The sequence below is a fragment of the Streptomyces sp. NPDC001604 genome, from assembly GCF_042893475.1.
Lineage (GTDB): Bacteria > Actinomycetota > Actinomycetes > Streptomycetales > Streptomycetaceae > Streptomyces.
The window spans coordinates 207,945-232,597 of record NZ_JBIAUY010000016.1 but is presented as its reverse complement, the minus strand read 5'-3'; the positions used below and the strand labels follow the sequence as shown (position 1 = coordinate 232,597).

24 protein-coding genes and 1 pseudogene are annotated in these 24,653 nt (G+C 70.3%); 15 read left to right on the top strand and 10 right to left on the bottom strand.

Going from position 1 to position 24,653, the window contains the following annotated elements; genetic code table 11:
- The first annotated feature begins 147 nt into the window (after positions 1–147).
- Complete coding sequence (locus ACFY1E_RS35005; protein WP_365832503.1) at positions 148–333, top strand: hypothetical protein; 186 nt, start codon at positions 148–150, stop codon at positions 331–333.
- Between the two features lie 21 nt (positions 334–354).
- On the opposite strand, the gene ACFY1E_RS35000 is transcribed toward ACFY1E_RS35005, so the two are convergent.
- The 3 genes from ACFY1E_RS35000 to ACFY1E_RS34990 all read right to left on the bottom strand — a co-directional run bounded on the left by ACFY1E_RS35000 (position 355) and on the right by ACFY1E_RS34990 (position 3,572).
- Entirely contained in the window at positions 355–2,211 is a 1,857-nt protein-coding gene (locus ACFY1E_RS35000; RefSeq protein WP_389083356.1) for an ABC transporter ATP-binding protein, read from the bottom strand.
- 273 nt (positions 2,212–2,484) lie between these two features.
- Positions 2,485–2,925 (bottom strand): hypothetical protein, encoded by a 441-nt coding sequence (locus ACFY1E_RS34995; protein ID WP_389083271.1) that lies wholly within the window; start codon positions 2,923–2,925, stop codon positions 2,485–2,487.
- Positions 2,916–3,572 carry an ATP-binding protein gene (locus ACFY1E_RS34990; protein ID WP_389083268.1) on the bottom strand — a complete coding sequence of 219 codons (657 nt, stop codon included), beginning with the start codon at positions 3,570–3,572 and terminating at the stop codon, positions 2,916–2,918. The genes ACFY1E_RS34995 and ACFY1E_RS34990 overlap by 10 nt, the downstream gene beginning before the upstream one ends.
- A 228-nt stretch (positions 3,573–3,800) precedes the next feature.
- Here ACFY1E_RS34990 and ACFY1E_RS34985 point away from each other — a divergent pair, with 228 nt between their 5' ends.
- The 3 genes and pseudogenes from ACFY1E_RS34985 to ACFY1E_RS34975 all read left to right on the top strand — a co-directional run.
- On the top strand, positions 3,801–4,661 hold the full coding sequence (locus ACFY1E_RS34985) for a helix-turn-helix domain-containing protein (protein WP_389083266.1): 861 nt from the start codon (positions 3,801–3,803) through the stop codon (positions 4,659–4,661).
- The gene (locus ACFY1E_RS34980) at positions 4,662–4,916 is read left to right on the top strand and encodes a DUF397 domain-containing protein (protein ID WP_389083263.1); all 255 of its coding nucleotides are present in this window, start codon (positions 4,662–4,664) and stop codon (positions 4,914–4,916) included.
- Between the two features lie 78 nt (positions 4,917–4,994).
- A pseudogene (locus tag ACFY1E_RS34975) lies at positions 4,995–5,288 on the top strand (SAM-dependent methyltransferase); the annotation flags it as partial.
- Between the two features lie 11 nt (positions 5,289–5,299).
- On the opposite strand, the gene ACFY1E_RS34970 reads toward ACFY1E_RS34975, so the two are convergent.
- Positions 5,300–6,742: a PLP-dependent aminotransferase family protein gene (locus ACFY1E_RS34970; RefSeq protein WP_389083261.1), complete on the bottom strand. Its 1,443-nt coding sequence runs from the start codon at positions 6,740–6,742 to the stop codon at positions 5,300–5,302.
- A 47-nt stretch (positions 6,743–6,789) separates the two neighbouring features.
- Here ACFY1E_RS34970 and ACFY1E_RS34965 point away from each other — a divergent pair, with 47 nt between their 5' ends.
- A complete protein-coding gene (locus tag ACFY1E_RS34965; RefSeq protein ID WP_389083260.1) occupies positions 6,790–7,272 on the top strand; it encodes a carboxymuconolactone decarboxylase family protein in 483 nt (160 codons plus the stop codon).
- A 15-nt stretch (positions 7,273–7,287) separates the two neighbouring features.
- Here ACFY1E_RS34965 and ACFY1E_RS34960 read toward each other — a convergent pair whose 3' ends face one another.
- The 3 genes from ACFY1E_RS34960 to ACFY1E_RS34950 form a co-directional block, all read right to left on the bottom strand.
- On the bottom strand, positions 7,288–8,775 hold the full coding sequence (locus ACFY1E_RS34960; RefSeq protein ID WP_389083257.1) for a glutamate synthase subunit beta: 1,488 nt from the start codon (positions 8,773–8,775) through the stop codon (positions 7,288–7,290).
- A 139-nt stretch (positions 8,776–8,914) separates the two neighbouring features.
- Positions 8,915–9,394: a DUF1772 domain-containing protein gene (locus ACFY1E_RS34955; RefSeq protein WP_389083255.1), complete on the bottom strand. Its 480-nt coding sequence runs from the start codon at positions 9,392–9,394 to the stop codon at positions 8,915–8,917.
- Between the two features lie 1,015 nt (positions 9,395–10,409).
- On the bottom strand, positions 10,410–11,105 hold the full coding sequence (locus tag ACFY1E_RS34950) for a DUF2293 domain-containing protein (protein ID WP_389083253.1): 696 nt from the start codon (positions 11,103–11,105) through the stop codon (positions 10,410–10,412).
- Between the two features lie 131 nt (positions 11,106–11,236).
- Here ACFY1E_RS34950 and ACFY1E_RS34945 point away from each other — a divergent pair, with 131 nt between their 5' ends.
- From ACFY1E_RS34945 to ACFY1E_RS34935, 3 genes are all read left to right on the top strand, one after another.
- Positions 11,237–11,878 (top strand): uridine kinase, encoded by a 642-nt coding sequence (locus ACFY1E_RS34945; protein WP_389083251.1) that lies wholly within the window; start codon positions 11,237–11,239, stop codon positions 11,876–11,878.
- A 70-nt stretch (positions 11,879–11,948) separates the two neighbouring features.
- A complete protein-coding gene (locus ACFY1E_RS34940; protein ID WP_389083249.1) occupies positions 11,949–12,362 on the top strand; it encodes a PPOX class F420-dependent oxidoreductase in 414 nt (137 codons plus the stop codon).
- A gap of 142 nt (positions 12,363–12,504) precedes the next feature.
- Entirely contained in the window at positions 12,505–12,933 is a 429-nt protein-coding gene (locus ACFY1E_RS34935; protein WP_389083247.1) for a CBS domain-containing protein, read from the top strand.
- Positions 12,934–12,951: 18 nt separating this feature from the next.
- Here the strand turns inward: ACFY1E_RS34935 and corA are convergent, their stop codons facing one another.
- Complete coding sequence (corA, locus tag ACFY1E_RS34930; RefSeq protein ID WP_344403916.1) at positions 12,952–14,079, bottom strand: magnesium/cobalt transporter CorA; 1,128 nt, start codon at positions 14,077–14,079, stop codon at positions 12,952–12,954.
- 253 nt (positions 14,080–14,332) lie between these two features.
- Between corA and ACFY1E_RS34925 the strand changes: the two genes are divergently transcribed.
- Positions 14,333–15,127, top strand: a complete 795-nt coding sequence (locus tag ACFY1E_RS34925; protein WP_389083245.1) for a methyltransferase domain-containing protein — start codon at positions 14,333–14,335, stop codon at positions 15,125–15,127.
- 64 nt (positions 15,128–15,191) lie between these two features.
- Positions 15,192–15,620, top strand: a complete 429-nt coding sequence (locus tag ACFY1E_RS34920; protein ID WP_389083242.1) for a VOC family protein — start codon at positions 15,192–15,194, stop codon at positions 15,618–15,620.
- Between the two features lie 101 nt (positions 15,621–15,721).
- Here ACFY1E_RS34920 and ACFY1E_RS34915 read toward each other — a convergent pair whose 3' ends face one another.
- Both ACFY1E_RS34915 and ACFY1E_RS34910 read right to left on the bottom strand, forming a co-directional pair.
- Positions 15,722–16,276 carry a methylated-DNA--[protein]-cysteine S-methyltransferase gene (locus ACFY1E_RS34915; protein ID WP_389083240.1) on the bottom strand — a complete coding sequence of 185 codons (555 nt, stop codon included), beginning with the start codon at positions 16,274–16,276 and terminating at the stop codon, positions 15,722–15,724.
- Between the two features lie 46 nt (positions 16,277–16,322).
- Complete coding sequence (locus ACFY1E_RS34910; RefSeq protein ID WP_389083237.1) at positions 16,323–17,198, bottom strand: glycerophosphodiester phosphodiesterase; 876 nt, start codon at positions 17,196–17,198, stop codon at positions 16,323–16,325.
- Between the two features lie 280 nt (positions 17,199–17,478).
- Here ACFY1E_RS34910 and ACFY1E_RS34905 point away from each other — a divergent pair, with 280 nt between their 5' ends.
- From ACFY1E_RS34905 to ACFY1E_RS34885, 5 genes are all read left to right on the top strand, one after another.
- Positions 17,479–18,345: an MHYT domain-containing protein gene (locus ACFY1E_RS34905; RefSeq protein WP_389083234.1), complete on the top strand. Its 867-nt coding sequence runs from the start codon at positions 17,479–17,481 to the stop codon at positions 18,343–18,345.
- Between the two features lie 40 nt (positions 18,346–18,385).
- Entirely contained in the window at positions 18,386–20,524 is a 2,139-nt protein-coding gene (gene uvrB, locus ACFY1E_RS34900) for an excinuclease ABC subunit UvrB (protein ID WP_389083232.1), read from the top strand.
- 159 nt (positions 20,525–20,683) lie between these two features.
- Complete coding sequence (locus tag ACFY1E_RS34895; protein WP_115908810.1) at positions 20,684–21,262, top strand: TerD family protein; 579 nt, start codon at positions 20,684–20,686, stop codon at positions 21,260–21,262.
- An 84-nt stretch (positions 21,263–21,346) separates the two neighbouring features.
- Positions 21,347–23,347, top strand: a complete 2,001-nt coding sequence (locus tag ACFY1E_RS34890) for a TerD family protein (protein ID WP_389083230.1) — start codon at positions 21,347–21,349, stop codon at positions 23,345–23,347.
- A 226-nt stretch (positions 23,348–23,573) separates the two neighbouring features.
- The gene (locus ACFY1E_RS34885) at positions 23,574–24,575 is read left to right on the top strand and encodes a TerC/Alx family metal homeostasis membrane protein (RefSeq protein ID WP_389083228.1); all 1,002 of its coding nucleotides are present in this window, start codon (positions 23,574–23,576) and stop codon (positions 24,573–24,575) included.
- Positions 24,576–24,653: the final 78 nt, after the last annotated feature.

Below are 24,653 nucleotides of genomic sequence, written 5' to 3'. Positions count from 1 at the left end.
CATGGCCGGGATCTTCACTGAGTGACCGGATCCTCACACTCCGCGGTGAACGAGTGTCAACTACGTCTCAGTCCGGCAACTGAGCGAGGCGTTCGGCCCCTGGAAGGCGTTAACTCCTACAAGTACGACGCTTTCTGGAGGTGCAGGATGGTGAACGGGCGAACAGTGCTCGAACGCTTTCCCGCGGGCGGGCCGCGGGGATCGTGGCCGGCCGAGGAGTTCGCGCATGCGCGGCGCATGGAAGGGCTGGCCGCCGAGGTGGTCATGGACCTGGCGACGGACACGTTTCTCGTGGTCGTCCGCAGCGAGGCGACCGTCGACGCGGTCGCCTGACCGCTTTGCAGCGGCGCCGGCTCAACCGGCCTTCGGTACCGGCGCCGAGTACTGCTCGGCCTGGAGCGAGTACAGCTCCGCGTAGATACCGCCGCTCGCCAGCAGCTCGTCCGGAGTGCCGGACTCCGCCAGGCGGCCCTGGTCGAGGACGTGCACCAGGTCCGCGTGGCGCACCGACGCAAGCCGGTGGGTGATCAGCACGACGGTCTGCCCGGCCGAGGCCAGGGCGCGGATCTTCTCGAAGACCTCCAGCTCTGCCCGCGCGTCCAGGGCCGCCGTCGGCTCGTCCACGACCAGGATCCGGCCGCGCCGGTAGGCGGCCCGTGCCACGCCGAGCCGCTGCCACTGGCCGCCGGACAGCTCGTGTCCGCCGTTGAACTGGCGGGCCAGCAGGGTGTCCAGGCCGCGCGGCAGATCGGCCACCACGTCCTCCGCGCCGGCCTCGGCGAGCGACGTGGCCATGCGTTCCTCGGTCAGGGGCGCGGAGGAGCGGCCGATGGCCACATTGACGCGGGCCGTGAACGGCCAGCGCTTGAAGTCCTGGGCGACCATCGCGACCCGCTCGGCGAGCTGGTGCCGGTCCGCGGTCGCCGCGTCGACGCCGTCCCACAGGATCCGGCCGCCGTCCGGCTTGTACAGGCCCGCGAGCAGCTTGACCAGGGTCGTCTTGCCGGAGCCGTTCTCGCCGACCAGCGCCACGATCCGGCCCAGCGGGAGGCTGAGCGTGACGTCGTCGAGGGCGGGGCGGGCGGACTCGCCCGGGTAGCTGAACGTGACGTTCTCGAAGCGGATCTCCCGCGGGTCCTCGGGCAGTGGGTCGCCGCCGACCGGGATCGCCCGCTCGGCCGCCTCGACGTAAAGCTTCTGCAGATCGCCCACGAACAGGGCGTCCTCGTGGAGCGAGTTGACCGCCACCACCAGGTTGTCCAGGCTCGACGAGCCCGTGCGGATCGCGATGACCGCCGTACCCGCCACGGACAGTGCCATCGCACCGGCGAGCAGCAGCCCGGCGAGGGTCGCATACGTCGCCACGCTCGCGAGGCCCGTCCAGGCCGACGCGATCACCCCGGTGCGCGCCGCCAGCCGGGCCAGCCGCGCCTGCTCGGCCTCCGCCGTCTCCGCCATGGCGCGGTAGTGCCGCAGCAGGAACGGGCCGACCCCGTGCACCCGGATCTCGGGCGCCGCGGCCGGTTCGGTGAGCAGGCCGCTGAGCAGATAGCCGGCCCGGGCGTGCTGTACCCAGGTGTGCCAGGACTCGTAGCGCCGCCGGGCGTTCGTCAGTGCGCTCCACGCCGTCGGCAGCGTCATCGTCGCAAGCAGCGGGAGCAGGACGGGGTGCAGCACGGTCAGCACGCCCGCCGCCGCGATCAGCGAGATCAGCGCGCTCACCACGCGCGTGGCGTACGAGATCATCCGCCGTGCCGAACCGGCGCCGTACTGCGCGGTGTCCAGCAGCTTGTGGAAGGCGTGGTCCTCGATCGCGGCCAGCTCCACGGCCGCCGCCCGCTCCAGATACAGCTCCGTCGCGACCCGCTCCACCTTGGGTTCCAGGCGCCCGGTCGCATACGTCGACGCGCCCCGCAGCAGCGCCCCGAGCAGTGCCACGGCGGCCATCGCGGCCAGCACCGGCACGGCGTCGCGCAGCCGGTCCCCGATCGCGCCGCCGCTGATCAGCCGCCCCAGCACGCTGTTCATGGCGAGCAGGCCCACCGCCTGGGCCACGCCCCGGCCCGCCTCGGCCGCCAGCACGATCCGCGCCGCCTGCCGGTCGGCCTGCCAGGCGAGCCGGAAGCTGGAGCCCAGCAGGGCAGGCAGCCGCGTCACCATGGCCCGGAAGTTCAGCTCCATGAACGCGTCCCGGTGCTGGTTCCAGCCCAGGTCGTAGCGCAACGGCCCGCCGAAGAGCAGCTGTTCCGACTCGGAGACCTCGGGCGGGCCCTCGTCGCGCTTCTTCGCCCGCCTGCCCGGCCCCCGTGCCGTCCCGCGCCCGCCCGAGCCCTGTGATTCCGCCACCGCCGGCCTCCCCCGATCCACGTCGACGAACGGCCACTATCGCGGGACCGGACCCGCCGGGGGAGAGCGCGTGGCACAGCCGGTCGAGCGCGCGGGCGTACGCCCGGCAGGGGCGCGATGTTTACGCAACCACGCGCGTCATGCGGCGGCCGGCCGCGACCACGTCGGCGTCGTCCCCGTCACCCGGCACAGCGCCAGATACAGCGGGATCGGCGGGGTGTAGGGGAGTGTGCCGGCCGGCCGGTGGATGAGGTCGGGGACCGCCGGGGCGTCCGGAACTAGCGCCCCGGCGGCGTACTGCGCGGGCGTCGGCCACTGAAGTGCGTAGTCGGAGTCGGACGGGACGAGCCACCACCAGTGCGCCGCGTCGGCGTACACGCACCCCACGCGCGGCAGCCGGGACAGCACCAGCGGGCCGAAGCAGGCCGGCACCTCCACGGCGTCGCAGCCCATCGGGGCCGTCATGCCGTCCGGCACCGGCAGTCGCCGGGACCTGCCCGGCGTGCGCACTCCGCGCCCGAGGCGGACCAGCGTGTCCAGGCTCAGCACCCGGCCACCGGGCGCAGCGCTCACCGCCATGCGGCCCCCGTCCCCTGCTGCCCGTGTGCGTCCCCACCGTGCGGTGCGGCCGCCTCGTCCTCGTCACCCGAACCACCGGCCGGCCCCGGCTTGGGGCGGGCTCCCCAGCCGAGGTCGTTGTACGGCACCTTCACCTGGGTGCACGGCCCGCAGTCATGGTGTGCAGTGTCGGCCTTGCGCGGCAGTTCCGCCCAGACCAGCAGCCCCGGACCGTGCTCATGGGCGCCCCATGCGTCGCACAGCGCGTCGATGAGGAGCAGCCCCCTCCCGTGCTCCTCCTCGGGCCGCGCCCGCGACGCATGGGGCGCACCCGGGGAGCAGCCCTCGTCACGCACGGCTATGCGCACCAGTTCGTCGCCGTCGTGCAGCTCGCAGACGATGTGGCTGCTCGCCGTGTGCACAAGGGCGTTGGTGACCAGCTCGGAGATGACCAGAGCCGCGGTGTCGCAGATGTCCTCGCACACCGACCAGACGTTCAGCCGGGCCCTCGTCAGGCGTCTGGCCTGCGCGGGAGAAGCCGGATGCGCGGCCAGCTCGAAGCGGAACCGGCGCTCGGCAGCGGCCCCCGAGTGGCGTGCACCGAGGCTGTGGGGGCGGCCTTCGGTCGCGTCTGTTCCTAAGGGCGCGGACGGAATCACGCTTGCCACTATCGCCCCGGCGTGAACACTTGGCAAGTGTCACTCTGAAAATTGCAGAGTGCCTGTGACGGTGTGGAAGGCCGTGGCACACTGCTCGCAACAGCACGTCATGCGGCGCCACTTGGGATCGACGGAGATCCGTACGAAACCGTACAGAACTTCGAATAGGTCTTCGAATGGCGCCGTATGGCTGTCAGCATGCTTTTTTGGACTCTCAGCGGCCACGGGAGGTGGAGGGTGAGCGAACCGCGGTCTGCGCCGACGGTCGGTCAAGTCGTCCTAGGCCGCCGCCTGTTGGACCTGCGGGAGCACGCCGGCCTCAAGCGCGAGGAGGCCGCCCGCATCCTTCGGGTCGCCCCCGCCACCGTCCGCCGCATGGAGACGGCCGAGGTCTCCCTCAAAATCCCGTACCTCCAGCTGCTCCTGAAGTCCTACGGCGTCTCCGAGGAGGAGGCCGAGGTCTTCGTACAGCTGGCCGAGGAGGCCAACAGACCCGGCTGGTGGCAGCGGTTCCACGACATCCTGCCCGCCTGGTTCTCCATGTACGTCAGCCTCGAGGGCGCCGCGAGCCTCATCCGCTCCTACGACCCCCACTTCGTCCCGGGTCTGCTGCAGACCGAGGACTACGCCCGCGGAGTCCTGCGGTCGGGTGCGATCGGCCAGACCAGCCCCGAAGACATCGAGCGCCATGTCGCCCTGCGCATACAACGTCAGGAACTGCTCACCCGTCAGGACGCGCCGCGCTTCTGGGCCGTCCTGGACGAGACCGCGCTGCGCCGCCCGGTCGGCGGCCCGGAGGTGATGCGTGCCCAGATCGGCAGACTGCTCGAGGCCACGAAGCTGCCCAACGTGACCGTGCAGGTCGCGCCCTTGGCGGGCGGTCCGCACCCCGGTACGTACGGGCCCTTCGTGCTGTTCCGATTTGCCATGTCAGAACTGCCGGACATGGTCTACAGCGAGTACCTGACCGGCGCCGTCTATCTCGACGCGCGCCCCGAGGTGGCGACCCACCTCGAGGTCATGGACCGCATGGCGGCACAGGCCGCTACGGCACATCGCACGAAGGAGATCCTCGAGGATCTCCGCAAGGAGCTGTGAATGGATCGCATCAAGGCGCTGGGCCACGTCTACAACGGCATGCCCGCACGGGAGCTGGGCAGCGAGGGCTGGCTCAAGCCGTGGAGCGGCGGCAACGGCGGCAACTGCCTGGAGGCGATGAAGCTGGCGGACGGCCGGATCGCCGTCCGTCAGTCCACCGACCCGGACGGACCGGCGCTGATCTACACCACCGACGAGATGACGGCGTTCATCGAGGGCGCCAAGGCGGGGGAGGCGGACTTCCTGCTGTCGTGACGTGTGGGTCCGGCGCCTGCTCGGATGCCCGGACACTTGATCAACTGTCCGTTCTGATGGTGAACCAAGTCCTGATTGCACGAACTCGTCCGCCGTCTGCCGGCCGAACTCCCCTCCGGCAGCTACCTGGTGGCCGGCCACGCGACCGCCGACTTCACCGCGAGGAGTCGAAGGCCGCGACCGAGCAGCTCAAGGCCGCGGGCGTCACCCTGGCACTGCGCTCCCGTGCGGAGTTCACACGCTTCTTCGACGGTCTGGAGGTCGAGCCCGGCGTCGAGGTGCCGCAGCTGTGGCATCCCGCATCTCGGGGAGCCGGTGCCGGGTCAGGGCGACGGGGCGATTCCGGGGTGCGGGGCGGTGGGGCGCAAGCCCTGGCCCGGCGGTCATCGGGAGGCGCGAGGAGGCTTGTCCGCCTCCGGTGGCAGCACCTGGCACAGCGCCTCCAACGCCGCCCCGTACGCATGCTCGGAGGGCGTCGCGTACCCCACGACCAGGCCGTCCTGGGCCGGCATGTCCGTCGCCGGGTGACGGAATTCGGCCAGGCCGTCCAGGGCCACGCCCTGCCAGCCGGCGGCCTTGACGGCGGAGCGTTCCGTGCCGGGCGGCAGCCGCAGCACCGCGTGCAGGCCCGCCGCGACCCCGGTGACCTCGACGTGCGGTGCGTGCGCGGCGAGCGCCGCGACGAGGCGGTCACGGCGGCTGCGGTACCGCTGCCGCATGCGCCGCACATGACGGTCGTACGAGCCGGAGACGATGAAGTCGGCGAGGCTCAGCTGGTCGAGGACGCTCGCCCATGCCTCCCGCTCGCCCTTGGCCGCGAGCACACCGTCCACATACCGCCCGGGCAGCACCATCCAGCCCAGCCGCACGGCCGGCGACAGGCTCTTGCTGACCGAGCCGAGCAGGATCACCCGCTCCGGGTCGAGCCCTTGGACCGCCCCGACGGGCCTGCGGTCGTAGCGGAACTCCCCGTCGTAGTCGTCCTCCACCACCACCCCGCCACGCGCGCGTGCCCAGTCCACCACCGCTGCCCGGCGCTCCGCGTGCAGCGGTCCGCCGGTGGGGAACTGGTGCGCGGGCGTGAGCAGCACGGCCCGCTCCCGCGCCAGCCGGTCCACGCGTGCGCCCTGGTCGTCCAGGGAGAGCGGTACGGTCCGCACGCCCGCGGCCGCCAGCAGCTCCCGGTGGAACGGCAGCCCGTACGCCTCCACGGCCAGCGGCCCGGCCAGGACCCGGCCCGGGCTGCCGAAGAGCAGCCGCAGCCCATGCGCGAAACCGGAGCAGATCACGATCCGGTCCGGCTCGGTGCGCACACCACGCGCGCGTGCCAGATATTCCGTCAGCGCCTCCCTGAGCTCGATCCGGCCGGCCGGATCACCAGGGCCGAACACCTCGTTGGGTGCCTGCTGCAAGGCCCGCCGACAGGACGCCAGCCAGGCCGCACGCGGGAACGCGGACGCGTCCGGGGTGCCCTGGCGCAGATCGTGGCGAGGGCCAGGCGCGCGCGGTGCCTTTCGGGGCGTCCGATCGGCCTGCCGCAGCGGTTCGGCACGGTCTGCCACCCGGGTGCCCGAGCCCTGCCGGGCGCTCAGCCAGCCCTCCGCGACCAGCTCCGCATACGCGTCGGCCACCGTGTTGCGGGCGACACCGAGGTCGGCGGCGAGCGAGCGATACGGCGGCAGCCGGGTGCCGGGAGCAAGCCGCCCCTCTCGCACGGCCTCGCGCAGAGCCCCGATGAGCGCGGCCCGCCGCCCGCCTGCCTCGACCAGCTCCAGATGCAGGTCGGACCCGATCCGCTCAGCGGAATTGACCCATGATTTCGCCATGAAAATGCACCCTACAGCCGGTCTTTCAGGGCCATAGGTTGGAGCACATGACGACGAACACGACGCACATCACGACGACGGCCCGCCTGGACTTCGCGAAGTCCGCTCCGAAGGTCTTCCGCGCGCTCATCGGCTTCGACGCCGCCGCCCGTGAGGGACTCGACCCGGCCCTCGTCGAACTGATCCAGATCCGGGCCTCGCACCTCAACCACTGCGCGTACTGCCTGCACATGCACACCAGTGACGCCCGCAAGGCCGGTGAGAGCGAGGACCGGCTGCACATGGTCGCCGTCTGGCGCGAGGCCCGCCACTTCTTCACCGAGCGGGAGCAGGCCGCCCTCGCCCTGACGGAGGCGGTGACGCTGGTGGCCGACAGCGGAGTCCCCGACGAGGTCTACGCACAGGCCGCAGCCCATTTCGACGAGGAGGAACTGGCCCACGTCCTCGGGCTGATCCTCACGATCAACACCTGGAACCGGGTGGCCCTCTCGACGGGCAAGGTGGCGGGGACGGACGAGCGGCGCCGCTAGCCGGGCCGGCGGTGGCTACACCGTCATCGGACGGTCGTACGGCCCGATGGGCGCCGGGAGCTGTGAACTCCCCGTCAGATAACGGTCGACGGCCGCCGCCACCGCCCGCCCCTCCGCGATCGCCCACACGATCAGCGACTGCCCGCGTGCCGCGTCCCCGGCCGCGAACACACCGGGCACGTTCGTCGCGAACCCCGCATCACGGGTGATCGTCCCGCGGGGCTCCATCGCCAGTCCCAACTGGTCGACGAGCCCGTCCTCACGGTCGGGTCCGGAGAAGCCGAGCGCGAGCAGCACGAGGTCGACGGGGAGCGTCCGCCCGGTGCCGGGGCGTGGGCGCCGGGCCGCGTCCACCTCGACCAGGTGCAGCGACCGCACATGCCCGCTCTCGTCGCCGGTGAAGCGGAGCGTGGACGCCGCGAACAGCCGGGCGTCCGCGTCCGCCGCCGGCGCCGTCTCCAGATCCCGGGCCTCCTCGTGCGCGGCCGACAGCCGGTAGATCTTCGGGTACGTCGGCCAGGGCTCGGTGTCCTCGTCGCGCACGGCGCCGGGCTGGGCGTAGATGTCCAACTGCGTGACGGACGCGGCCCCTTCGCGCACCGCGGTCCCCAGACAGTCCGCCCCGGTGTCACCGCCCCCGACGATGACGACGTGCTTCCCGGCGGCGGACATCGGGGAGCTCTCCAAGTCCCCTTCGCACACCCGGTTGGACAGCGGCAGATACTCCATCGCCTGCTGTATCCCGGCCAACTCGCGCCCAGGTACGGGAAGTTCGCGCCATGCCGTCGCCCCGGTCGCGATCACGACGGCGTCGTACCGGGCCCGCAGCTCCGCCGCCCCGACGTCCCGCCCGACCGCCGTCGACGTACGGAACTTGGTTCCCTCGGCGCGCATCTGCTCCAGCCGCCGGTCCAGATGGTGCTTCTCCATCTTGAACGCGGGAATGCCGTACCGCATCAGCCCGCCGAGCCGGTCGTCCTTCTCGTACACGGCGACCGTGTGCCCGGCCCGGGTCAGCTGCTGGGCCGCGGCCAGCCCCGTCGGCCCGGACCCGATCACCGCGACGGTCCGCCCGGACAACCGGTCCGGCGGCCGCGGCGGCGTGAACCCCAGCTCCCAGGCCTGGTCCGCGATGGCGACCTCGACGTTCTTGATCGTGACCGCGGGCTGGTTGATGGCGAGCACACATCCCGCCTCGCACGGCGCGGGACACAACCGCCCGGTGAACTCGGGGAAGTTGTTCGTGGCATGCAGCCGGTCGGCCGCCTGCCGCCAGTCGTCCCGGCTGACCAGGTCGTTCCACTCGGGTATCAGATTCCCGAGCGGACAGGCGTCGTGGCAGAACGGTATGCCGCAGTCCATGCAGCGGTCGGCCTGTTTGTTGATGATGGGCAGCAGCGCCCCGGGGACGTAGACCTCGTCCCAGTCCTGGACCCTTTCCGCGACCGGGCGGCGGGGCCAGTCCTGGCGAGGCGTGGTCATGAATCCCTTGGGATCGGCCATGGCCGTCTTCCTTGCCTGAGCATGCGACGAGCCGTGCGTCATCGGGCGGCACTCTTTCGGCCACGATACGACTCCCCGGCCCCGTGCGCAGAGGGGACGGACAGCGCTTTCCGCCCTGCTTTCCGTCCTTCCGCTCCGCTCAGGTCAGCGCCAGCACGTACGCCACCGCCGAACCGGCCGCGGCGACCATCCGCACGTGATTCCAGAACGTCCACTCGCGTATGTACGACGGCCAGTACGCGGCGGCTTCCGGGGTGCTGGGGTCCAGCTTGGCCAGTGTGTCGTTGCGCGGCACGTTCGCGACCATGGTCACCCCGAACGAACCGAACAGATACAGCACGCTGCCCACCAGCAGCTCCGCCCTCCCGTCGTCCGGCCACAGCACGAACGTCACCACGGCGAGCACCGCGCACAGCACCGCCGACCCCACGAACAACAGCATGAACGCCGGCATCACCGCGGTCGCATTGATCGCGTTCATCGCGGCCATGCCCTGTGCGGGCGGCAGCGCGGAGAGCCCCTTCATCACAAACGTGGAGAAGCCGCAGAACACCCCGGCCACCAGACCGGTCCCGAGCACCCCCAGCACCGTCAGCCAGAAATACGGTCCAGCGATCATGTCGTCAACTCCCGCGTAGAGCCGAGATCTTCCCCGGCACCTCCCGTCACCACAAGTGAATTCCCGTACGAGCACAGTGACCATGGCCGAGGAACACGGCCACATACGCGAGCGTCCAGCCCTGATCGGGCGGCTGCGGGTCGCAGCGCGGGTCGGCCGACTGCCGCCGGAGCTGATTGTCGTGGCGGCGCCAGCGGGCCGTCTGCCGTCGCAGCCGATCGCGATCGCGGTGCCGAGGGGTCGGCTGCCGCCCGAGCCCGTCCCGACCTCGGCGCAGACAGGCCGCCTGCCGCCCGGTCTCCCTTCTGCAGGGGCCCTGTGCCTGTAGTCGACGCTTCGGTGTGTCTTGCCGACCGGCCTGCTACCGGCACACCCGAGCCTCTCGTGGGCGCGCCCGGCTCTTTCGTCAATGGGCCTCGGCCTTTCGATAACCGAGTCCGGTTCTTCACCAACGAACCCCCGTCTTGCGTCAAAATGGCCTCGCCTTTCTTCAATCGATCTGGACCTTTTGTCGATGGCCCCGGACTTCGTGAATCGACCTCGGTCTGTCGCTGACGGGTTGTGGCCTTCCGCGGCGCGACCGCGGCCTTGCCGCCCATGGGTTACGGCCTTTCGTCAACCGAGCCCCGCTCTTCGCCAACGAACGCCCGTCTTGTGTCAATGAGCCTGCCCTTTGTCAATTGACCTGGTCCCTTTTGCCGACGGCCCCCTTCGTAAGTCGACCTCGGTCTGTCGCTCACGGGCCCCCGCCCTTCGTGAGTCGACCTCGGTCCGTCGCCCACGGGCCTCGGCCTTCGTGGGCGACCGGCGGCCTGTCACTCACGGACCTCGGCCTTTGCCAATCAACCTCGGCCTGTCGCCGACGGGCTTCGATCTTTTACTGACCTGACCGCGGCCCTTCCCCAGCGGACCCGCCTTTCCCGGACTTTCGCCTGCGGGGCCCGTACTCACGCCATCGGCCCCCGGACGTTCACCGACCGATCCCCCCTTGCACCGGCGGCTCCCGCGCCCCGCGTCAACCGACCCCCGCCTCTCCCGAGCGCCACCCCCGCAGCACCGTCTCCACCGCCGCCCCTATCCGTCGACGGGCCTCGTGCCGTGCTACTCCGCTCATCAGCAGCTGGTCGTACGGGGTGTCCACGTGCCGTACGGAGGCCGCGACCGCCGAGACCACCGCTCCCTCGGACAGCGCCCGCCCCGCCGCGCTCCGGCCCACCCGCCCGCTGCCCCGCACCGACGCATGCGCCGCGATCGCCCGGGCCCGCTCCGCCGGGCACCCGGGAAACAGCCGTCGTATCTCCGCCGCGAACGCCTCCGTGAACCGCAGGTCCTCCGCGATCCGCCGCCGGGCGTCCCGCACCCGGCGCCGCCGCCGCGCCTCCGCGTCCGCCAGGCACCGCGCCTCGGCCCGGGCGAGCCCCGCCTCCTCGACCAGGACGCCCTGCCGCTCGTACCGCGCTTTGCGCCGGTTGAAGCGCACCACGACCGCCGACAGCGCACTCTCCTCCCGCGACCGCCGGGTCAGCGCGGTGTCGCCGCGCGGCAGGAACACCAGATGCCCGAGGTCGGCACAGTCGAGACAGCGCGGTGCCCCCTCCTCCAACACGAGCAGCGGCAACGGTCCCGCATGACACTCCCCGCAGTGCCGTCTCTTGATCGGCTGGAAGACGACAATCCCGCTGTGGGACGCAGGGGTTGCAAGACGTGCCATAGCTGTTTCCTTCCCCCGAGGGCATTGCGGACTACCGCGAAATCGCGCCCACCGCGCCCTTGCCCTCCACCCCTCTTCCACGCCGCCCTCTCTTCGGCGCGAGGCGCACCCCGGCCGACGGCTGACGCATCATGGGCGATGTGCGACTCGAAGCGATCACCTGGGACCGGCTCGGCGACCTCCTGGCCGAGCGACTGCTCGACCTCAAGCCCGCCGACGGCAGCCCCTGGCCCCGCATCGCCTTCGACGGAGCCCCGGCAGCCCACCCGGGAGACCTCGCCGAACGCGTCGCCGAAGCCCTGCGGGTACGCGGCCGCCCCTCGCTGACCATCGGCGCGGAGGGCTTTCTGCGGCCCGCCTCCGTCCGCCTCGAGTACGGCCACCACGACGTCGACGCCTATTACGACGGCTGGTTGGACACCGGTGCCCTGTGGCGCGAGGTGTTCGGCCCCCTCGAACCCGGCGGCGACGGACGCGTCCTGCCCGACCTGTGGGACCCGGTCACCGACCGCGCCACCCGCACCCCCTACACCCAACTCCCGCCCGGCGGTTTCCTGTTGCTGCACGGCCCCCTCCTGCTGCGCCACTGGTTCCCCTTCGACCTGACTGTCCATGTCCTCCTCTCGCCCGGCGCCCTCCGCCGCCGCACCCCCGAGGCCGACCACTGGACACTCCCCGCCTTCCAGCGCTACGCGGACGAGACCGACCCGGCAGGCACGGCCGACGTCCTGGTGCGGGCCGACGACCCGCGCCATCCGGCATGGAGGGGTTGATCCGTCGAGGGGGTGATCGACAACAGGCAAACCCCTTTTATATGCATGCGCATGTAGTTACTGTGTTCGCATGACGACCTCCTCGAGTGATCCCGTCCCCTTCACCGACTCCGTCCGCACCCTTCTCGACGGCAAGAACTTCGCCAGCGTCGCCACCCTCGGCCCCGACGGCGCCCCGCAGAACTCGGTGGTCTGGATCAAGCGCGAGGGCGACACCGTGCTCTTCTCGTCCACCGACGGGCGCCAGAAGGTGCGCAACCTCCGCCGCGACCCCCGCATCAGCCTCTCGGTCTTCGACCTCGCCGACCCCTACACCTCGGTCGAGATCCGCGGCACCGCCGAGATCCTCCCCGACGAGGGCAAGCAGCTCCCGTACGAGCTCTCGCACAAGTACCTCGGCATCGACCCGCCCGGCGAGAAGGACGACGAGGTCCGTGTGATCATCCGTATCGTCCCGCGGAAGATCGTGGGTTTCTCGGCCTGAGGCTGCTGGGCCGGCGCCCCCGGCCGCCCGCCACCGCCAAGTTCCGGGTGCAGGTGCCGGGCCGCGCGGCGACAATGTAGGGCGCCGGGACTAGCGGTGCGTCCCCGCACCGCGCCGGCCGTCCGGCACCGGGAGGTACTCCATGACCACCGCCGGAGACATCATGCACCGTGGCGCCCAGTGGATCCCCGCCCACGAGACACTGGACCGCGCGGCCCAGTTGATGCGCGAACTGAACGTCGGAGCCCTGCCCATCAGCGACCAGAACGAGCGGCTCTGCGGCATCCTCACCGACCGCGACATCGTCATCGGCTGCGTGGCCATGGGCCACGACCCGGCCAAGGTCACCGCCGGCGAGATGGCCCACGGCACCCCCCGCTGGATCGACGCGAACGCCGACGTCAGTGACGTACTCCGGGAGATGCAGGACCACCAGATCCGCCGGCTCCCCGTCATCGAGAACAAGCGGCTGGTCGGCATGATCAGCGAGGCCGACGTGGCCCGGCATCTGACGGAGGAGCAGATCGCCGACTTCGCCCACAGCGTGTACGCACGGAGCACCGAGCGCTGACCCGCCCCACGGAGCGCCTCACAGCCAGCCGCTGCGCCGGAAACCGCGGTACAGCGCCAGGCACGCCACCGCCATCACACCTATGACCAGGGGGTATCCGAAACTCCAGTGCAGCTCCGGCATGTAGTCGAAGTTCATGCCGTACACACCGCAGACCATCGTCGGTACGGCGATCACCGCGGCCCAGGCCGTGATCTTCCGCATGTCCTCGTTCTGCGCGACCGTGACCTGAGCGAGATGGGCCTGCAGGATCGAGTTGAGCAGTTCGTCGAAGGAGGCGATCTGCTCCTTCGCCCGCATGAGATGGTCGAGGACGTCCCTGAAGTAGGCCTGTATTTCCGGGTCGACCACACGGATGGGCCGGGTCGCCAGGTCCTCGACGGGGCGGCCGAGGGGGACCACGGCCCGCTTCAGCTCGAGGAGTTCACGCTTGAGCTGGTAGATCCGGCCGGGGTCGGCCCGAGCGCCGTTCTCCGCGAACACGTCCATCTCCACCTGGTCGATGTCCGCCTGCACCGAGTCGGTGACGAGCAGATAGTCGTCGACCACATGGTCCGCGATCGCGTGCAGCACCGCGGCCGGCCCCTTCGCGAGTTGCTGCGGGTCGGCCTCCAGTCCCTCGCGCAGCGGCCCCAGCGAACCATGCATCCCGTGCCGGACCGTGATGACGAAGTCCTCGCCGACGAACACCATGATCTCGCCGGTGTTCACCACCTCGCTGGTCGCCGTCAGCTCCTCGTGCTCGACGTAGCAGACCGTCTTGAACACCGCGAACAGCGTCTCGCCGTACCGCTCCAGCTTCGGGCGCTGATGGGCCTCGACCGCGTCCTCGACCGCCAGCGGATGCAGATCGAAGAGCTCGGCGATGCCCGCGAACTCCTGATCCGTCGGTTCGTGCAGCCCCAGCCAGACGAACCCGTCACCCTTCTTTCGCACCCGCTCCACCGCGTCGACCAGATCACTGCCCCCGGGCACCCGCACGCCGTCCCGGTACGTCACGCAGTTCACCACCGAGGAGCCCAGCGGGGACCGGGCCGGGTGACTCAGGTCGACGCGTGGCCGCCGCCTGGCCAGCCGTGCCACCTTGCGCAGGCCGCCTACCCCGCTGAGGTGGGTGACCTTGCGCAGATTCCCTGCCATGGACATATGGATCTCCTTGCGTGGATCTCCGGGCTCGATGCGCGGTTCGCGGTTCGCCCCCGTGGTGAGCCGCCTGCCTGTGCCTTGGCGCGCCAGTGTGCCAGGTCTGTGTAAGGGGTGGGTGAGCCTGTGGGAACAGGGCATTCCGTTTGGTTCCCGCCCGTGGACGAAGGGGTTTACCCACGGAACGTCTTCCCGGCTCACGGGAGCTGACTCGTCGACCGCTTCCGGCAAGCCGGGCAACTGGGATGATCGCGTCATGAAGCGATCCGACGGCTATCTCCTCGACAACCGGCAGGCCGAGGCGGCAGAGCGCTTCGACGCCTTCGCCTCCCTCTTCGACCCCACCACCTTCCGGCACCTCGAAGGGCTCGGCATCGACTCCGGCCGGCGCTGCTGGGAGGTCGGCGCGGGCGGTACCTCGGTGGTGTCCTGGCTGGCCGAGAAGGTCGGGCCGGCCGGGCAGGTCGTCGCCACCGACATCGACACGTCGCTGCTCGCCTCAGTGGCCCGCCCGCCGGTGGACGTGCGCGTCCACGACGTGGGCGCCGAGGAACCGCCGGGCGAGGGCTTCGACTTGGTGCATGCCCGGCTGGTCCTCGTCCATGTGCCCGACCGTGAACGGGCGTTGCAGTCGATGATCAAGGCCCTGCGGCCGGGCGGCCGACTCCTGATCGAGGATGCCGACCCCGCCCTGCAGCCCCTGGTCTGCCCCGACGAGCACGGCCCAGAGCAACGACTCGCCAACCGTCTGCGGCACGGATTCCGCCGGCTGCTCGCCGACCGTGGCGCCGACCTCTCCTACGGCCGCCGCCTGCCACGCCTGCTCCGCGAGGCCGGCTTGCACGGCGTCGAGGCCGATGCGTACTTCCCGCTCACCTCCCCGGCCTGCGCCGCCCTCGAATCGGCCACGATCCGCCAGATCCGCGACACGCTCGTCACCGCGAACCTGGCCACGAACGAGGACATCGACCGTCACCTGGCGAACATCGAGGCCGGAGGCATGGACCTGGCCACGGCCCCGATGATCTCGGCATGGGGGACCAAGGCGTAGTACCGCGACCGGGAGTCCGGTCAGACCCTTGCGGCCCGGTGGAGGCGGTACCAGCCTGAAGGACATGACGGACAACACGACACGTCTCGACCATGTCGTCCTGTGGGTGCACGACCCGGTCGCCTCGGCAGACTTCTACGAGAAGGCAGTCGGGCTGCGCCCCCTGAGGATCACCGAGTTCTCCGCGGGGAAGGCGCCGTTCCCGTCGGTACGGCTCAACGACGAGACCATCCTCGACCTCATGCCCCACTCCATGGCGGAGCACATGAAGATGCTTCCCGGCGCCGCCGACAGCGCCGGCCACCCCGTCAACCACGTCTGCCTGGCCCTGCCCGGCGACGAGTTCGACGCCCTGCACAGCCGCCTCGAGGAACGCGCCGCACCCGTCTCCGAGTTCTCCTACGACTCCTACGGCGCCCGCGGAAAGGCCAGGCGCAGCTTCTACTTCCGTGACCCGGACGGAAACGTCTTCGAGGCCCGGCACTACGACTAGTGAGGTGCCCACCCGGACCAGCGGGGTGCCCATGTGCACGTGGGGGAGTCTGGTACCGCCTCCGCGTCCCGGCCACCCTCCGCACACCCAGGAGCTGGGTCTCAGAACAGCGGCTCGGGCAGTACCCCCTCCAACGCGAGCAGCTTGCGCTTGGTCTCCAGCCCGCCCCCGAACCCGCCGATGCCCCCGTCGCTCTCCACCACCCGGTGACAGGGCACGACGACCGGCAGCGGATTGGAGCCCATCGCCACCCCCACCGCCTGGGCCGCGCCCGGCTGACCCACCCGCCCGGCCAGGTCGCCGTAGCCCACGACCGCGCCGTAGGGCACCCCCGAGGCCAGTTCGCGCAGCACCTGCCGGTTGAAGCCCGAGATCAGCGACCAGTCCAGCGGCAGCTCGAAGTCCCGCCGCTCGCCCGCGAAGTACGCCTCGACCTGCCGTATCGCCTCGGCCAGCAGCGGCGAGTCGGGTGCCTCGACGGGCTCGCGGCCCAGCCGGGACGCCAGCCGTTCGAGCGCCCTGTCACGCACCGCGTCCGTGGCGTGGAACACGACGTTGACCAGGCCCTCGCCGGTCGCGACCAGCAGCAGCGGACCGATCCCGGTACCGATCACCGCCCACACGACCTGCTGTTCGTACTGCCCATCGCTGTCCATGCGCCCACCGTACGACCCGCCACTGACAACGCCCCGGCGCCGGAGCTCAGGGCTCCTGCAGCGCGGCTCGGATCACGTCGGGCTCGTTGGTGATGATGCCGTCCACGCCGTACCGGGTGACCTGACGGGCGGTGTCCGCGTCGTTCACGGTCCATGTGAAGACGTTGAGCGGCTTGCCGTGCGGTCCCGTGAAGGCGTGCACGGCGGCGACGTAGGCCATCGAGACGGAGCCGGCGGAGGGATTGATCCCGTCGGTGAAGCGCGCGTAGGCGGGAAGGTCCGAGAACTGCGGTGTGCCGAGGAAGCTCGTCCTGACGGCGGGCTTCAGATTGTGGACGATCCGTAGGCTGTCCGCGCTGAAGCTCTGCACGACAAGCCGGTCGGCCAGGTGCTGCGGGTCGAGCCAGCCGTCGTTGCCGAGCACCTTCAGGGTCTGCTGTTCGATGCCCGGATACAGCTCGGGATTCTTGATCTCCAGCAGCAGCTTCTGGTGGTTGTGCTCGACCCGGCGCATGTACTCGTCGAGCGTCGGCACGCGCGCGCCCGCATAGCGGCGACCGAACCAGCTCCCCGCGTCGAGGCGCGCGATCTCGGCAGCGGTGAAGTCCTTCACCTCCCAGGACGTCCGGCAGGGGAAGACCTCCTCGACGTCGGTGGTGCGCTGCAGGCTGTCGTCGTGGATGACGACGAGTTCGCCGTCCTTGGTGCGCTGCACGTCGTTCTCCACCCAGGGGATGCCCAGCCGGGCCGCCTTGTCGATGGAGGCCAGGGTGTTCTCGGGCGCGTAGGCGGACGCCCCTCGGTGCCCGATGACCAGCGGTCGTACGTCGACGTCGCCGGCCCGCGCGGCGGAGCCGGGCAGCAGGAGGCCGGCGGTCCCCAGGAGCGCGGTGGTGAAGGCGGCGGCTGCGCGCGCGTGCATGCGTACTCCTCGCGTCGTGTGAACACGGACAGCTCAACTGTGACAGCAGAGCGTCAACGACGGTGGTGTACAGAACGACCACACATTGAATGGAGTCGCCCAAGTCCGCTCACTGCGGCCGCACAACTGGGGCAACGACGTGTTTCTTTGCCGGAAAATCGTTCGACCATTCTGGTGGGGGTCATACTCTCTGCCTCAACCCTGACCGCTCGGGCGGTCCTGGGAGGGGGCGCATTTCAGGGAATTCCGGAACGTAAGAGGGCGGGAAGGGCAGCCGCGCATGCAAGGCACGGTCGACGGATTCAGCTACGGACTCGTCACACCGGTGGTGGCCTATCTCATGGCCTCCCTCGGTGGCGCCCTGGGGCTGCGCTGCACGACCAGATCCATGCTCGTCGCCCACTCCTGGCGGCCCGGCTGGCTCGCCCTCGGGTCGGCGGCCATCGGCTCCGGCATATGGACCATGCACTTCGTCGCGATGATGGGGTTCACCGTCAAACAGGCCCCGATCCACTACGACAAGCCGATCACGTTCGCCAGCCTCGCTGTCGCCATCGTCATGGTGGGTGTCGGGATCTTCATCGTCGGTTACAAGGGCACGAAGGGAACGGCCCTGTTCACCGGGGGGACGATCACCGGCCTGGGGATCGCCTCGATGCACTATCTGGGCATGGCCGGAATGCGCCTGAACGGACGGCTGGAATACAACACGATGACCGTCGCCGCCTCCGTCGTCATAGCGATGGTGGCCGCGACCGCCGCCCTGTGGGCGGCCGGCCAGATCAGGGGCTTCCTGTGGAGCGTGGGCGCGAGCCTCGTCATGGGACTCGCCGTCAGCGGCATGCACTACACGGGCATGGCGGCCCTCAGCGTCCACCTCCACGACACAGCGGCCACGACCGCCGGGGACTCGCCCGCCGCACTGCTGTGGCCCATGCTGGTGGGCCCGCTCGCCTTCCTCCTGCTCGCCGCCGTGGTCGTGATGTTCGACCCGTTGATGGTCATGGGCAAGCCCGCCCTGAGCCCCGTCGAGAACAAGCCGGGCGTCCCGGCCCACCCGGCCGTCCACCACCAGGCCCACCGCCTCCCGCTCCGCCCCGCCCGGCAGCAGGGCCGACGCAGCTCCCGCGCCCCGCAGAACCGCTGATCGGCCCGCGTTGTCAGTGCCGGGTCGTACGGTTGATTCCATGCGGCCCGTTTCCAACATCGAACGCACGGTGGCGCCCTTCGAGGTCGTCAGCCCCTACCAGCCCAGCGGCGACCAGCCGCAGGCCATCGCCGAGCTCGCCCGGCGCATCGAGGCAGGCGAGAAGGACGTCGTCCTGCTCGGCGCGACCGGCACCGGCAAGTCCGCCACCACCGCGTGGATGATCGAGAAGCTTCAGCGCCCCACCCTGGTGATGGCGCCGAACAAGACCCTGGCCGCCCAGCTGGCGAACGAGTTCCGCGAGCTGCTGCCGAACAACGCGGTCGAGTACTTCGTCTCGTACTACGACTACTACCAGCCCGAGGCCTACGTCCCGCAGTCGGACACCTACATCGAGAAGGACTCCTCGATCAACGAGGAGGTCGAGCGCCTGCGTCACTCGGCGACGAACTCGCTGCTCACCCGCCGGGACGTCGTCGTGGTCGCCTCGGTGTCCTGCATCTACGGCCTCGGTACCCCCCAGGAGTACGTGGACCGGATGGTCCCCCTCAAGGTCGGCGACGAGATCGACCGTGACCAGCTGCTGCGCCGCTTCGTCGACATCCAGTACACGCGCAACGACCTGGCCTTCACGAGGGGCACCTTCCGCGTCCGCGGCGACACCATCGAGATCTTCCCGGTCTACGAGGAACTCGCCGTCCGCATCGAGATGTTCGGCGACGAGATCGAGGCCCTCTCCACGCTCCACCCGATCACCGGCGAGATCATCAGCGACCACCAGCAGTTGTACGTCTTCCCGGCGTCCCACTACGTCGCAGGGCCCGAACGCATGGAGCGGGCCATCAACGACATCGAGAAGGAGCTCGGCGAGCGCCTGGCCGAACTGGAGAAGCAGGGCAAGCTCCTGGAGGCCCAGCGCCTGCGGATGCGGACGACGTACGACCTCGAGATGCTCCGCCAGATCGGCTCCTGCTCCGGCGTGGAGAACTACTCGATGCACTTCGACGGCCGACAGCCCGGCTCCCCGCCCAACACCCTGCTGGACTACTTCCCGGACGACTTCCTGCTGGTCATCGACGAGTCCCACAACACCGTCCCGCAGATCGGCGCGATGTACGAGGGCGACGCCTCCCGCAAGCGCACCCTCGTCGATCACGGCTTCCGCCTGCCCTCCGCCCTCGACAACCGCCCGCTGAAGTGGGAGGAGTTCCAGGAGCGCATCGGGCAGACGGTCTATCTGTCGGCGACCCCGGGCAAGTACGAGCTCTCGCGCGCGGACGGCGCCGTGGAGCAGATCATCCGCCCCACCGGTCTGATCGACCCGGAGGTCGTGGTCAAGCCCACCGAGGGCCAGATCGACGACCTGGTGCACGAGATCCGCACCCGTACCGAGAAGGACGAGCGCGTCCTGGTCACCACGCTCACCAAGAAGATGGCCGAGGACCTCACGGACTACTTCCTGGAACTGGGCATCCAGGTCCGCTATCTGCACAGCGACGTCGACACCCTGCGCCGCGTCGAACTGCTGCGCGAACTGCGCTCCGGCGACTTCGACGTCCTCGTCGGCATCAACCTGCTGCGCGAGGGCCTCGACCTGCCGGAGGTGTCCCTGGTGGCCATCCTCGATGCCGACAAGGAAGGCTTCCTGCGTTCCGGTACGTCGCTGATCCAGACCATCGGCCGCGCTGCGCGCAACGTCTCCGGCCAGGTCCACATGTACGCCGACAAGATCACCCCGGCGATGGAGAAGGCCATCGAGGAGACCAACCGTCGCCGGGAGAAGCAGGTCGCGTACAACACGGCCCATGGCATCGACCCCCAGCCGCTCCGCAAGAAGATCAATGACATCGTCGCCCAGATCGCCCGCGAGGACGTCGACACGGAGCAGCTGCTCGGCTCCGGCTACCGCAAGCTGAAGGACGGCAAGGGCGCCAAGGCACCCGTGCCCGCCCTCGGCTCCAAGACGGCAGGCGGTGCCAAGTCCGCCAAGGGCAAGGCCAAGGAGACGGTCCCGACCGACCGTCCCGCCGCCGAACTCGCCGAGCAGATCGAGGAGATGACGGCGCGCATGCGCGCCGCCGCCGCCGACCTCCAGTTCGAGATCGCGGCCCGGCTGCGCGACGAGGTCTCCGAGATGAAGAAGGAGCTGCGCCAGATGAGGGAGGCGGGCCTGGCCTGAGCACCCGCTGCAGCTGCCGGGCCCCGGCCCATGCGCTCTGTGTTGCAAGACCGACACAAAGTACGGGTCGGGGTGCGGCAGTCTCGGTGGCCCTGCGTAGGGTTTTGGGCAACCGCGGACTCTGCGGCAACAGGGGACAGTTCGAGAGGGGAACAGCGCGTGACCGTCAACATGACCAAGGGTCAGGCCATCAGTCTGCAGAAGAACGACGGAGGCAGCCTGACCGCGGTCCGCATGGGTCTCGGCTGGCAGGCGGCTCCCCGGCGCGGCCTGTTCGGCTCGCGCACCCGGGAGATCGACCTGGACGCCTCCGCCGTCCTGTTCGCCGACAAGCAGCCGGTCGACGTCGTCTTCTTCCGCCACCTGGTGAGCGACGACGGCTCCGTGCGCCACACCGGTGACAACCTGGTCGGCGGCGTGGGCCAGGGCGGCGACGACGAGGCGATCCTGGTGGACCTGGCGCGCGTCCCGGTCCACATCGACCAGATCGTCTTCACCGTGAACTCCTTCACCGGCCAGACCTTCCAGGAGGTGCAGAACGCGTTCTGCCGCCTGGTCGACGAGACCAACGGCCAGGAGCTCGCCCGCTACACGCTGGCGGGCGGCGGCGCCTACACGGCCCAGATCATGGCGAAGGTGCACCGCTCGGGCCCGGGCTGGACGATGACGGCCCTCGGCACCCCGGCCAACGGCCGCACCTTCCAGGACCTGATGCCGGCGATCCTGCCGCACCTGTAGAGCCCACCCCGCCAGGGCCCGCCGGAGAGACGGGCCCTGGCGGCACACAACACGACACACCAGCGACACAGGGGGACGAGGGCGATGACGGCCGAGCTGGTGCGGGGGCAGAACCACCCGCTCTCCCAGTCCCGTCTGGAGATCCGGGTCGCGGCCGGCACGCCGGTCGTGGCCTCGGCCACGCTCAGCGACGAGAACGGCAAGGCACGGGGCGTCGAATGGGTGGCCCACCCCGGCGCGCCCACCCTGCCCGGCCTCGAAGTCTCCAAGCAGGCGGCCGCCGACCACCGTCTCGCGGTGGACCTGGACGCCATGCCGGAGGCCGTGCACCGGGTCAATGTGCTGCTCGCCCTGCCCGCCGCGGGCGGACAAGGCCCGGTCCGCTTCGGCACGGTCGCCGCCCCCTTCGTGGCGGTCACCGGCCTGGACGGCACCGAGGTCGCCAGTTACACGATCACCGGTCTGGACGCCGAATGCGCCGTCGTCGCCCTGGAGCTCTACCGGCGGCAGGGCGCCTGGAAGGTGCGTGCCGTCGGCCAGGGGTACGCGGGCGGCCTCGCCGAGCTCTTCGCCGACCAGGGCCTGACCGAGGCCCACCGCCTGGCGGGCACCATCAACGACGCCGTGGCCCAGGGCCTGGCCCGCTCGGTGCCGGCACCCCCGCAGCGCACCGCGGAGGGGGACCGGACGCGCCAGGCCGCCGCACCGGCCCACGGACCCGACCAGGGCGGTCCCGCGGCACCCCAGGGCGCCCCCGGCCCCGTACCACCGCAGCCCACATCTCCGTATGGACCACAGGGCGCCCAGCCCGGATACCCGGCGGATCCTTCCACGGTCACACAGCCGTCCTCGCCCACCGCCGGCGGCCCGGTCGACCACAGCCACCCGGGCCGGCAGGCCGCCGCACCGCCACCGCCCCCGCCGACGGTGCCTCCGGCCGCGCCGGGACAGCCCGCGCCGCCGGTCGCGGGTGACGCGACGGGCTGGTCCATGGACGAGCGGTTGTACAACCAGGTCTGGGGCATGTTCGAGGACCTGGCCCGCGCCACGGCCGCCTACCGCAGCGCCGTCGACTTCGCCGACTCGCGCATGGAGAAGGAACTCGACCAGGCCCTGTCCGACCCGCGCAGCAGAATCGGCGGACAGGGCGAGGCCGCGCGCGAGGCGGCCCGCGCCAAGCATGCGCTCCTCGTCGACCAGGCCAGGGCGGCGCTCGACAGGGACCTCGCCCAGCTCGCCGCCGAGGCCGAGGTCGTCGAGCCCGCGCTGCCACCCGCGTACGCGCGCTGGGACAACCCCGTCTGGCACGGCTACCGGATGCCTATGGAGATCCCCATGGCCGTTCGCCTGGGCGACCTCTCGCTGCCCGAGAGCGAGCTGCTGCGCATCCCGATGCTGGTCCGCCTCCCGCTCGAACGCGGCCTGTGGATCGACAGCGGACGTCCGGCTTCGCTCGACGACTCGTCCGCAAGCGCCGATGAGCTGGGGCGCCTCGCGATGGACACGGCGGTGGCGCTCGCGGCACGACTGCTTGCGGTCTACCCGGCGGGCGAGTTCACCGTGCATGTCATCGACCCGGCCGGCTCCGCAGCTCAGGCGCTCGCACCGCTGGTGCACAGCGGCGTGCTCGCGGCCACGCCCGCCCTGGGCGCGGCGGGCGTGGCGGACGTCCTGACCCGGCTGACCCAGCGCGTCGACCTGGTGCAGATGGCGGTGCGCGGTGGTGCGGCCGACTCGCTCCCGCCCGGTGTGGACACCGCCGAGCAGCTTCTGATCGTCAACGACTTCCCGCACGGCTTCGACGACCGGGCGGTGACCCAGCTGCGCTACCTGGCGGACGAGGGCCCGGCCGTGGGCGTCCATCTGATGATGGTGGCGGACCGCGAAGAGGCCGCCGGCTACGGGCCTCTGCTCGACCCCCTGTGGCGTTCGCTGCTGCGCCTCACCCCGCTGCCCGACGACCATCTCGCCGATCCGTGGGTCGGTCATGCCTGGACCTACGAGCCCGCCCTCGTGCCGCCAGGAAGCCAGGTGCTCCAGCAGGTCCTCACCCAGGTGGCAACGGCCCGCACCAAGTACCGGTAAAGGCCCACTGAACTGGTTCTTTGACCTTTCCTTTGCTAATCACTTTACCCATCCTTGGTGATTGGGTACTGTAGTTCTCACGGAGGGGAGTACTCCCTGTCGACTGCGGCGTACCCGTCAATACGGATCAGAGCTGATCCCGGGGCGTCGGCCCACCGTGGGTGGAAGAGACCTCCGGCAGCGCGACGACGCTGGTCATCTGCCGTTACGTATTGCCGGAGGCACCGTGGATGTTTCCCCGACCCTGTGGGTCCTGACCATCGTGGGCCTTGCCGCCCTGATCGCGGTCGACTTCTTCATCGGCCGCAAGCCGCACGACGTCTCGATCAAGGAAGCCGGGATCTGGACGGTCGTCTGGATCGCCCTGGCCGGGCTCTTCGGGCTCGGTCTGCTCCTCTTCGGAGGCGGCCAGGCCGGCGGGGAGTTCTTCGCAGGCTTCATCACCGAGAAGTCCCTGAGCGTCGACAACCTCTTCGTCTTCGTCCTGATCATGGCGAAGTTCGCGGTGCCCTCCCAGTACCAGCAGCGGGTGCTGCTCGTCGGCGTCCTCATAGCCCTGGTCCTGCGAGCGATCTTCATCGCCGCCGGAGCGGCGATCCTCGCCAGCTTCGCGTGGGTGTTCTACCTCTTCGGCGCCTTCCTCATCTGGACCGCCTGGAAGCTCATCCAGGAGGCCCGGGCCGACGAGGAGGACGAGGAGTTCGAGGAGAACAAGCTGCTCAAGGCCGCCGAGCGCCGCTTCGGAGTCGCCGACCGCTACCACGGCACCAAGCTGTGGATCCAGCAGAACGGCAAGCGGGTCATGACACCGATGCTGGTCGTGATGCTCGCGATCGGCACCACCGACGTCCTGTTCGCGCTCGACTCGATACCCGCGATCTTCGGCCTGACCCAGGACCCGTACATCGTCTTCACCGCCAACGCCTTCGCGCTGATGGGCCTCAGGCAGCTGTACTTCCTCATCGGCGGACTGCTGAAGAAGCTGGTGCACCTCAGCTACGGCCTGTCGATCATCCTCGGCTTCATCGGCGTCAAGCTGGTGCTGCACGCACTGCACGAGTCCGGCGTCCACGTCCCGGAGATCTCCATCCCGGTCTCCCTCGGCGTGATCTGCTCGGTCCTCGTCGTCACCACCATCACCAGTCTGCGGGCGTCGAAGAAGCAGGCGGCGGCCCAGGCGGCGCACGGCGAGAGCGAGGGCGCTGCGAAGGACAGCATCCAGGCCTGACTGCGACGGACGTAGGAACAACCACCACCGGGAGGGACGCGCGGCGAATTGCCGACGCACCCTCCCGGTGCTTGCTTG

Coding starts and splice junctions, on each gene's coding strand:
- ACFY1E_RS34925 (WP_389083245.1), top strand. CDS start 14,333: ATGAAGCGATCCGACGGCTATCTCCTCGACAACCGGCAGGCCGAGGCG.
- ACFY1E_RS34945 (WP_389083251.1), top strand. CDS start 11,237: ATGGGCGATGTGCGACTCGAAGCGATCACCTGGGACCGGCTCGGCGAC.
- ACFY1E_RS34960 (WP_389083257.1), bottom strand. CDS start 8,775: ATGGCCGATCCCAAGGGATTCATGACCACGCCTCGCCAGGACTGGCCC.
- ACFY1E_RS34915 (WP_389083240.1), bottom strand. CDS start 16,276: ATGGACAGCGATGGGCAGTACGAACAGCAGGTCGTGTGGGCGGTGATC.
- ACFY1E_RS34995 (WP_389083271.1), bottom strand. CDS start 2,925: ATGGCGGTGAGCGCTGCGCCCGGTGGCCGGGTGCTGAGCCTGGACACG.
- ACFY1E_RS34980 (WP_389083263.1), top strand. CDS start 4,662: ATGGATCGCATCAAGGCGCTGGGCCACGTCTACAACGGCATGCCCGCA.
- ACFY1E_RS34955 (WP_389083255.1), bottom strand. CDS start 9,394: ATGATCGCTGGACCGTATTTCTGGCTGACGGTGCTGGGGGTGCTCGGG.
- corA (WP_344403916.1), bottom strand. CDS start 14,079: ATGTCCATGGCAGGGAATCTGCGCAAGGTCACCCACCTCAGCGGGGTA.
- ACFY1E_RS34965 (WP_389083260.1), top strand. CDS start 6,790: ATGACGACGAACACGACGCACATCACGACGACGGCCCGCCTGGACTTC.
- ACFY1E_RS34890 (WP_389083230.1), top strand. CDS start 21,347: ATGACGGCCGAGCTGGTGCGGGGGCAGAACCACCCGCTCTCCCAGTCC.
- ACFY1E_RS34970 (WP_389083261.1), bottom strand. CDS start 6,742: ATGGCGAAATCATGGGTCAATTCCGCTGAGCGGATCGGGTCCGACCTG.
- ACFY1E_RS35005 (WP_365832503.1), top strand. CDS start 148: ATGGTGAACGGGCGAACAGTGCTCGAACGCTTTCCCGCGGGCGGGCCG.
- ACFY1E_RS34920 (WP_389083242.1), top strand. CDS start 15,192: ATGACGGACAACACGACACGTCTCGACCATGTCGTCCTGTGGGTGCAC.
- ACFY1E_RS34905 (WP_389083234.1), top strand. CDS start 17,479: ATGCAAGGCACGGTCGACGGATTCAGCTACGGACTCGTCACACCGGTG.
- uvrB (WP_389083232.1), top strand. CDS start 18,386: ATGCGGCCCGTTTCCAACATCGAACGCACGGTGGCGCCCTTCGAGGTC.
- ACFY1E_RS34935 (WP_389083247.1), top strand. CDS start 12,505: ATGACCACCGCCGGAGACATCATGCACCGTGGCGCCCAGTGGATCCCC.
- ACFY1E_RS34950 (WP_389083253.1), bottom strand. CDS start 11,105: ATGGCACGTCTTGCAACCCCTGCGTCCCACAGCGGGATTGTCGTCTTC.
- ACFY1E_RS34940 (WP_389083249.1), top strand. CDS start 11,949: ATGACGACCTCCTCGAGTGATCCCGTCCCCTTCACCGACTCCGTCCGC.
- ACFY1E_RS34910 (WP_389083237.1), bottom strand. CDS start 17,198: ATGCACGCGCGCGCAGCCGCCGCCTTCACCACCGCGCTCCTGGGGACC.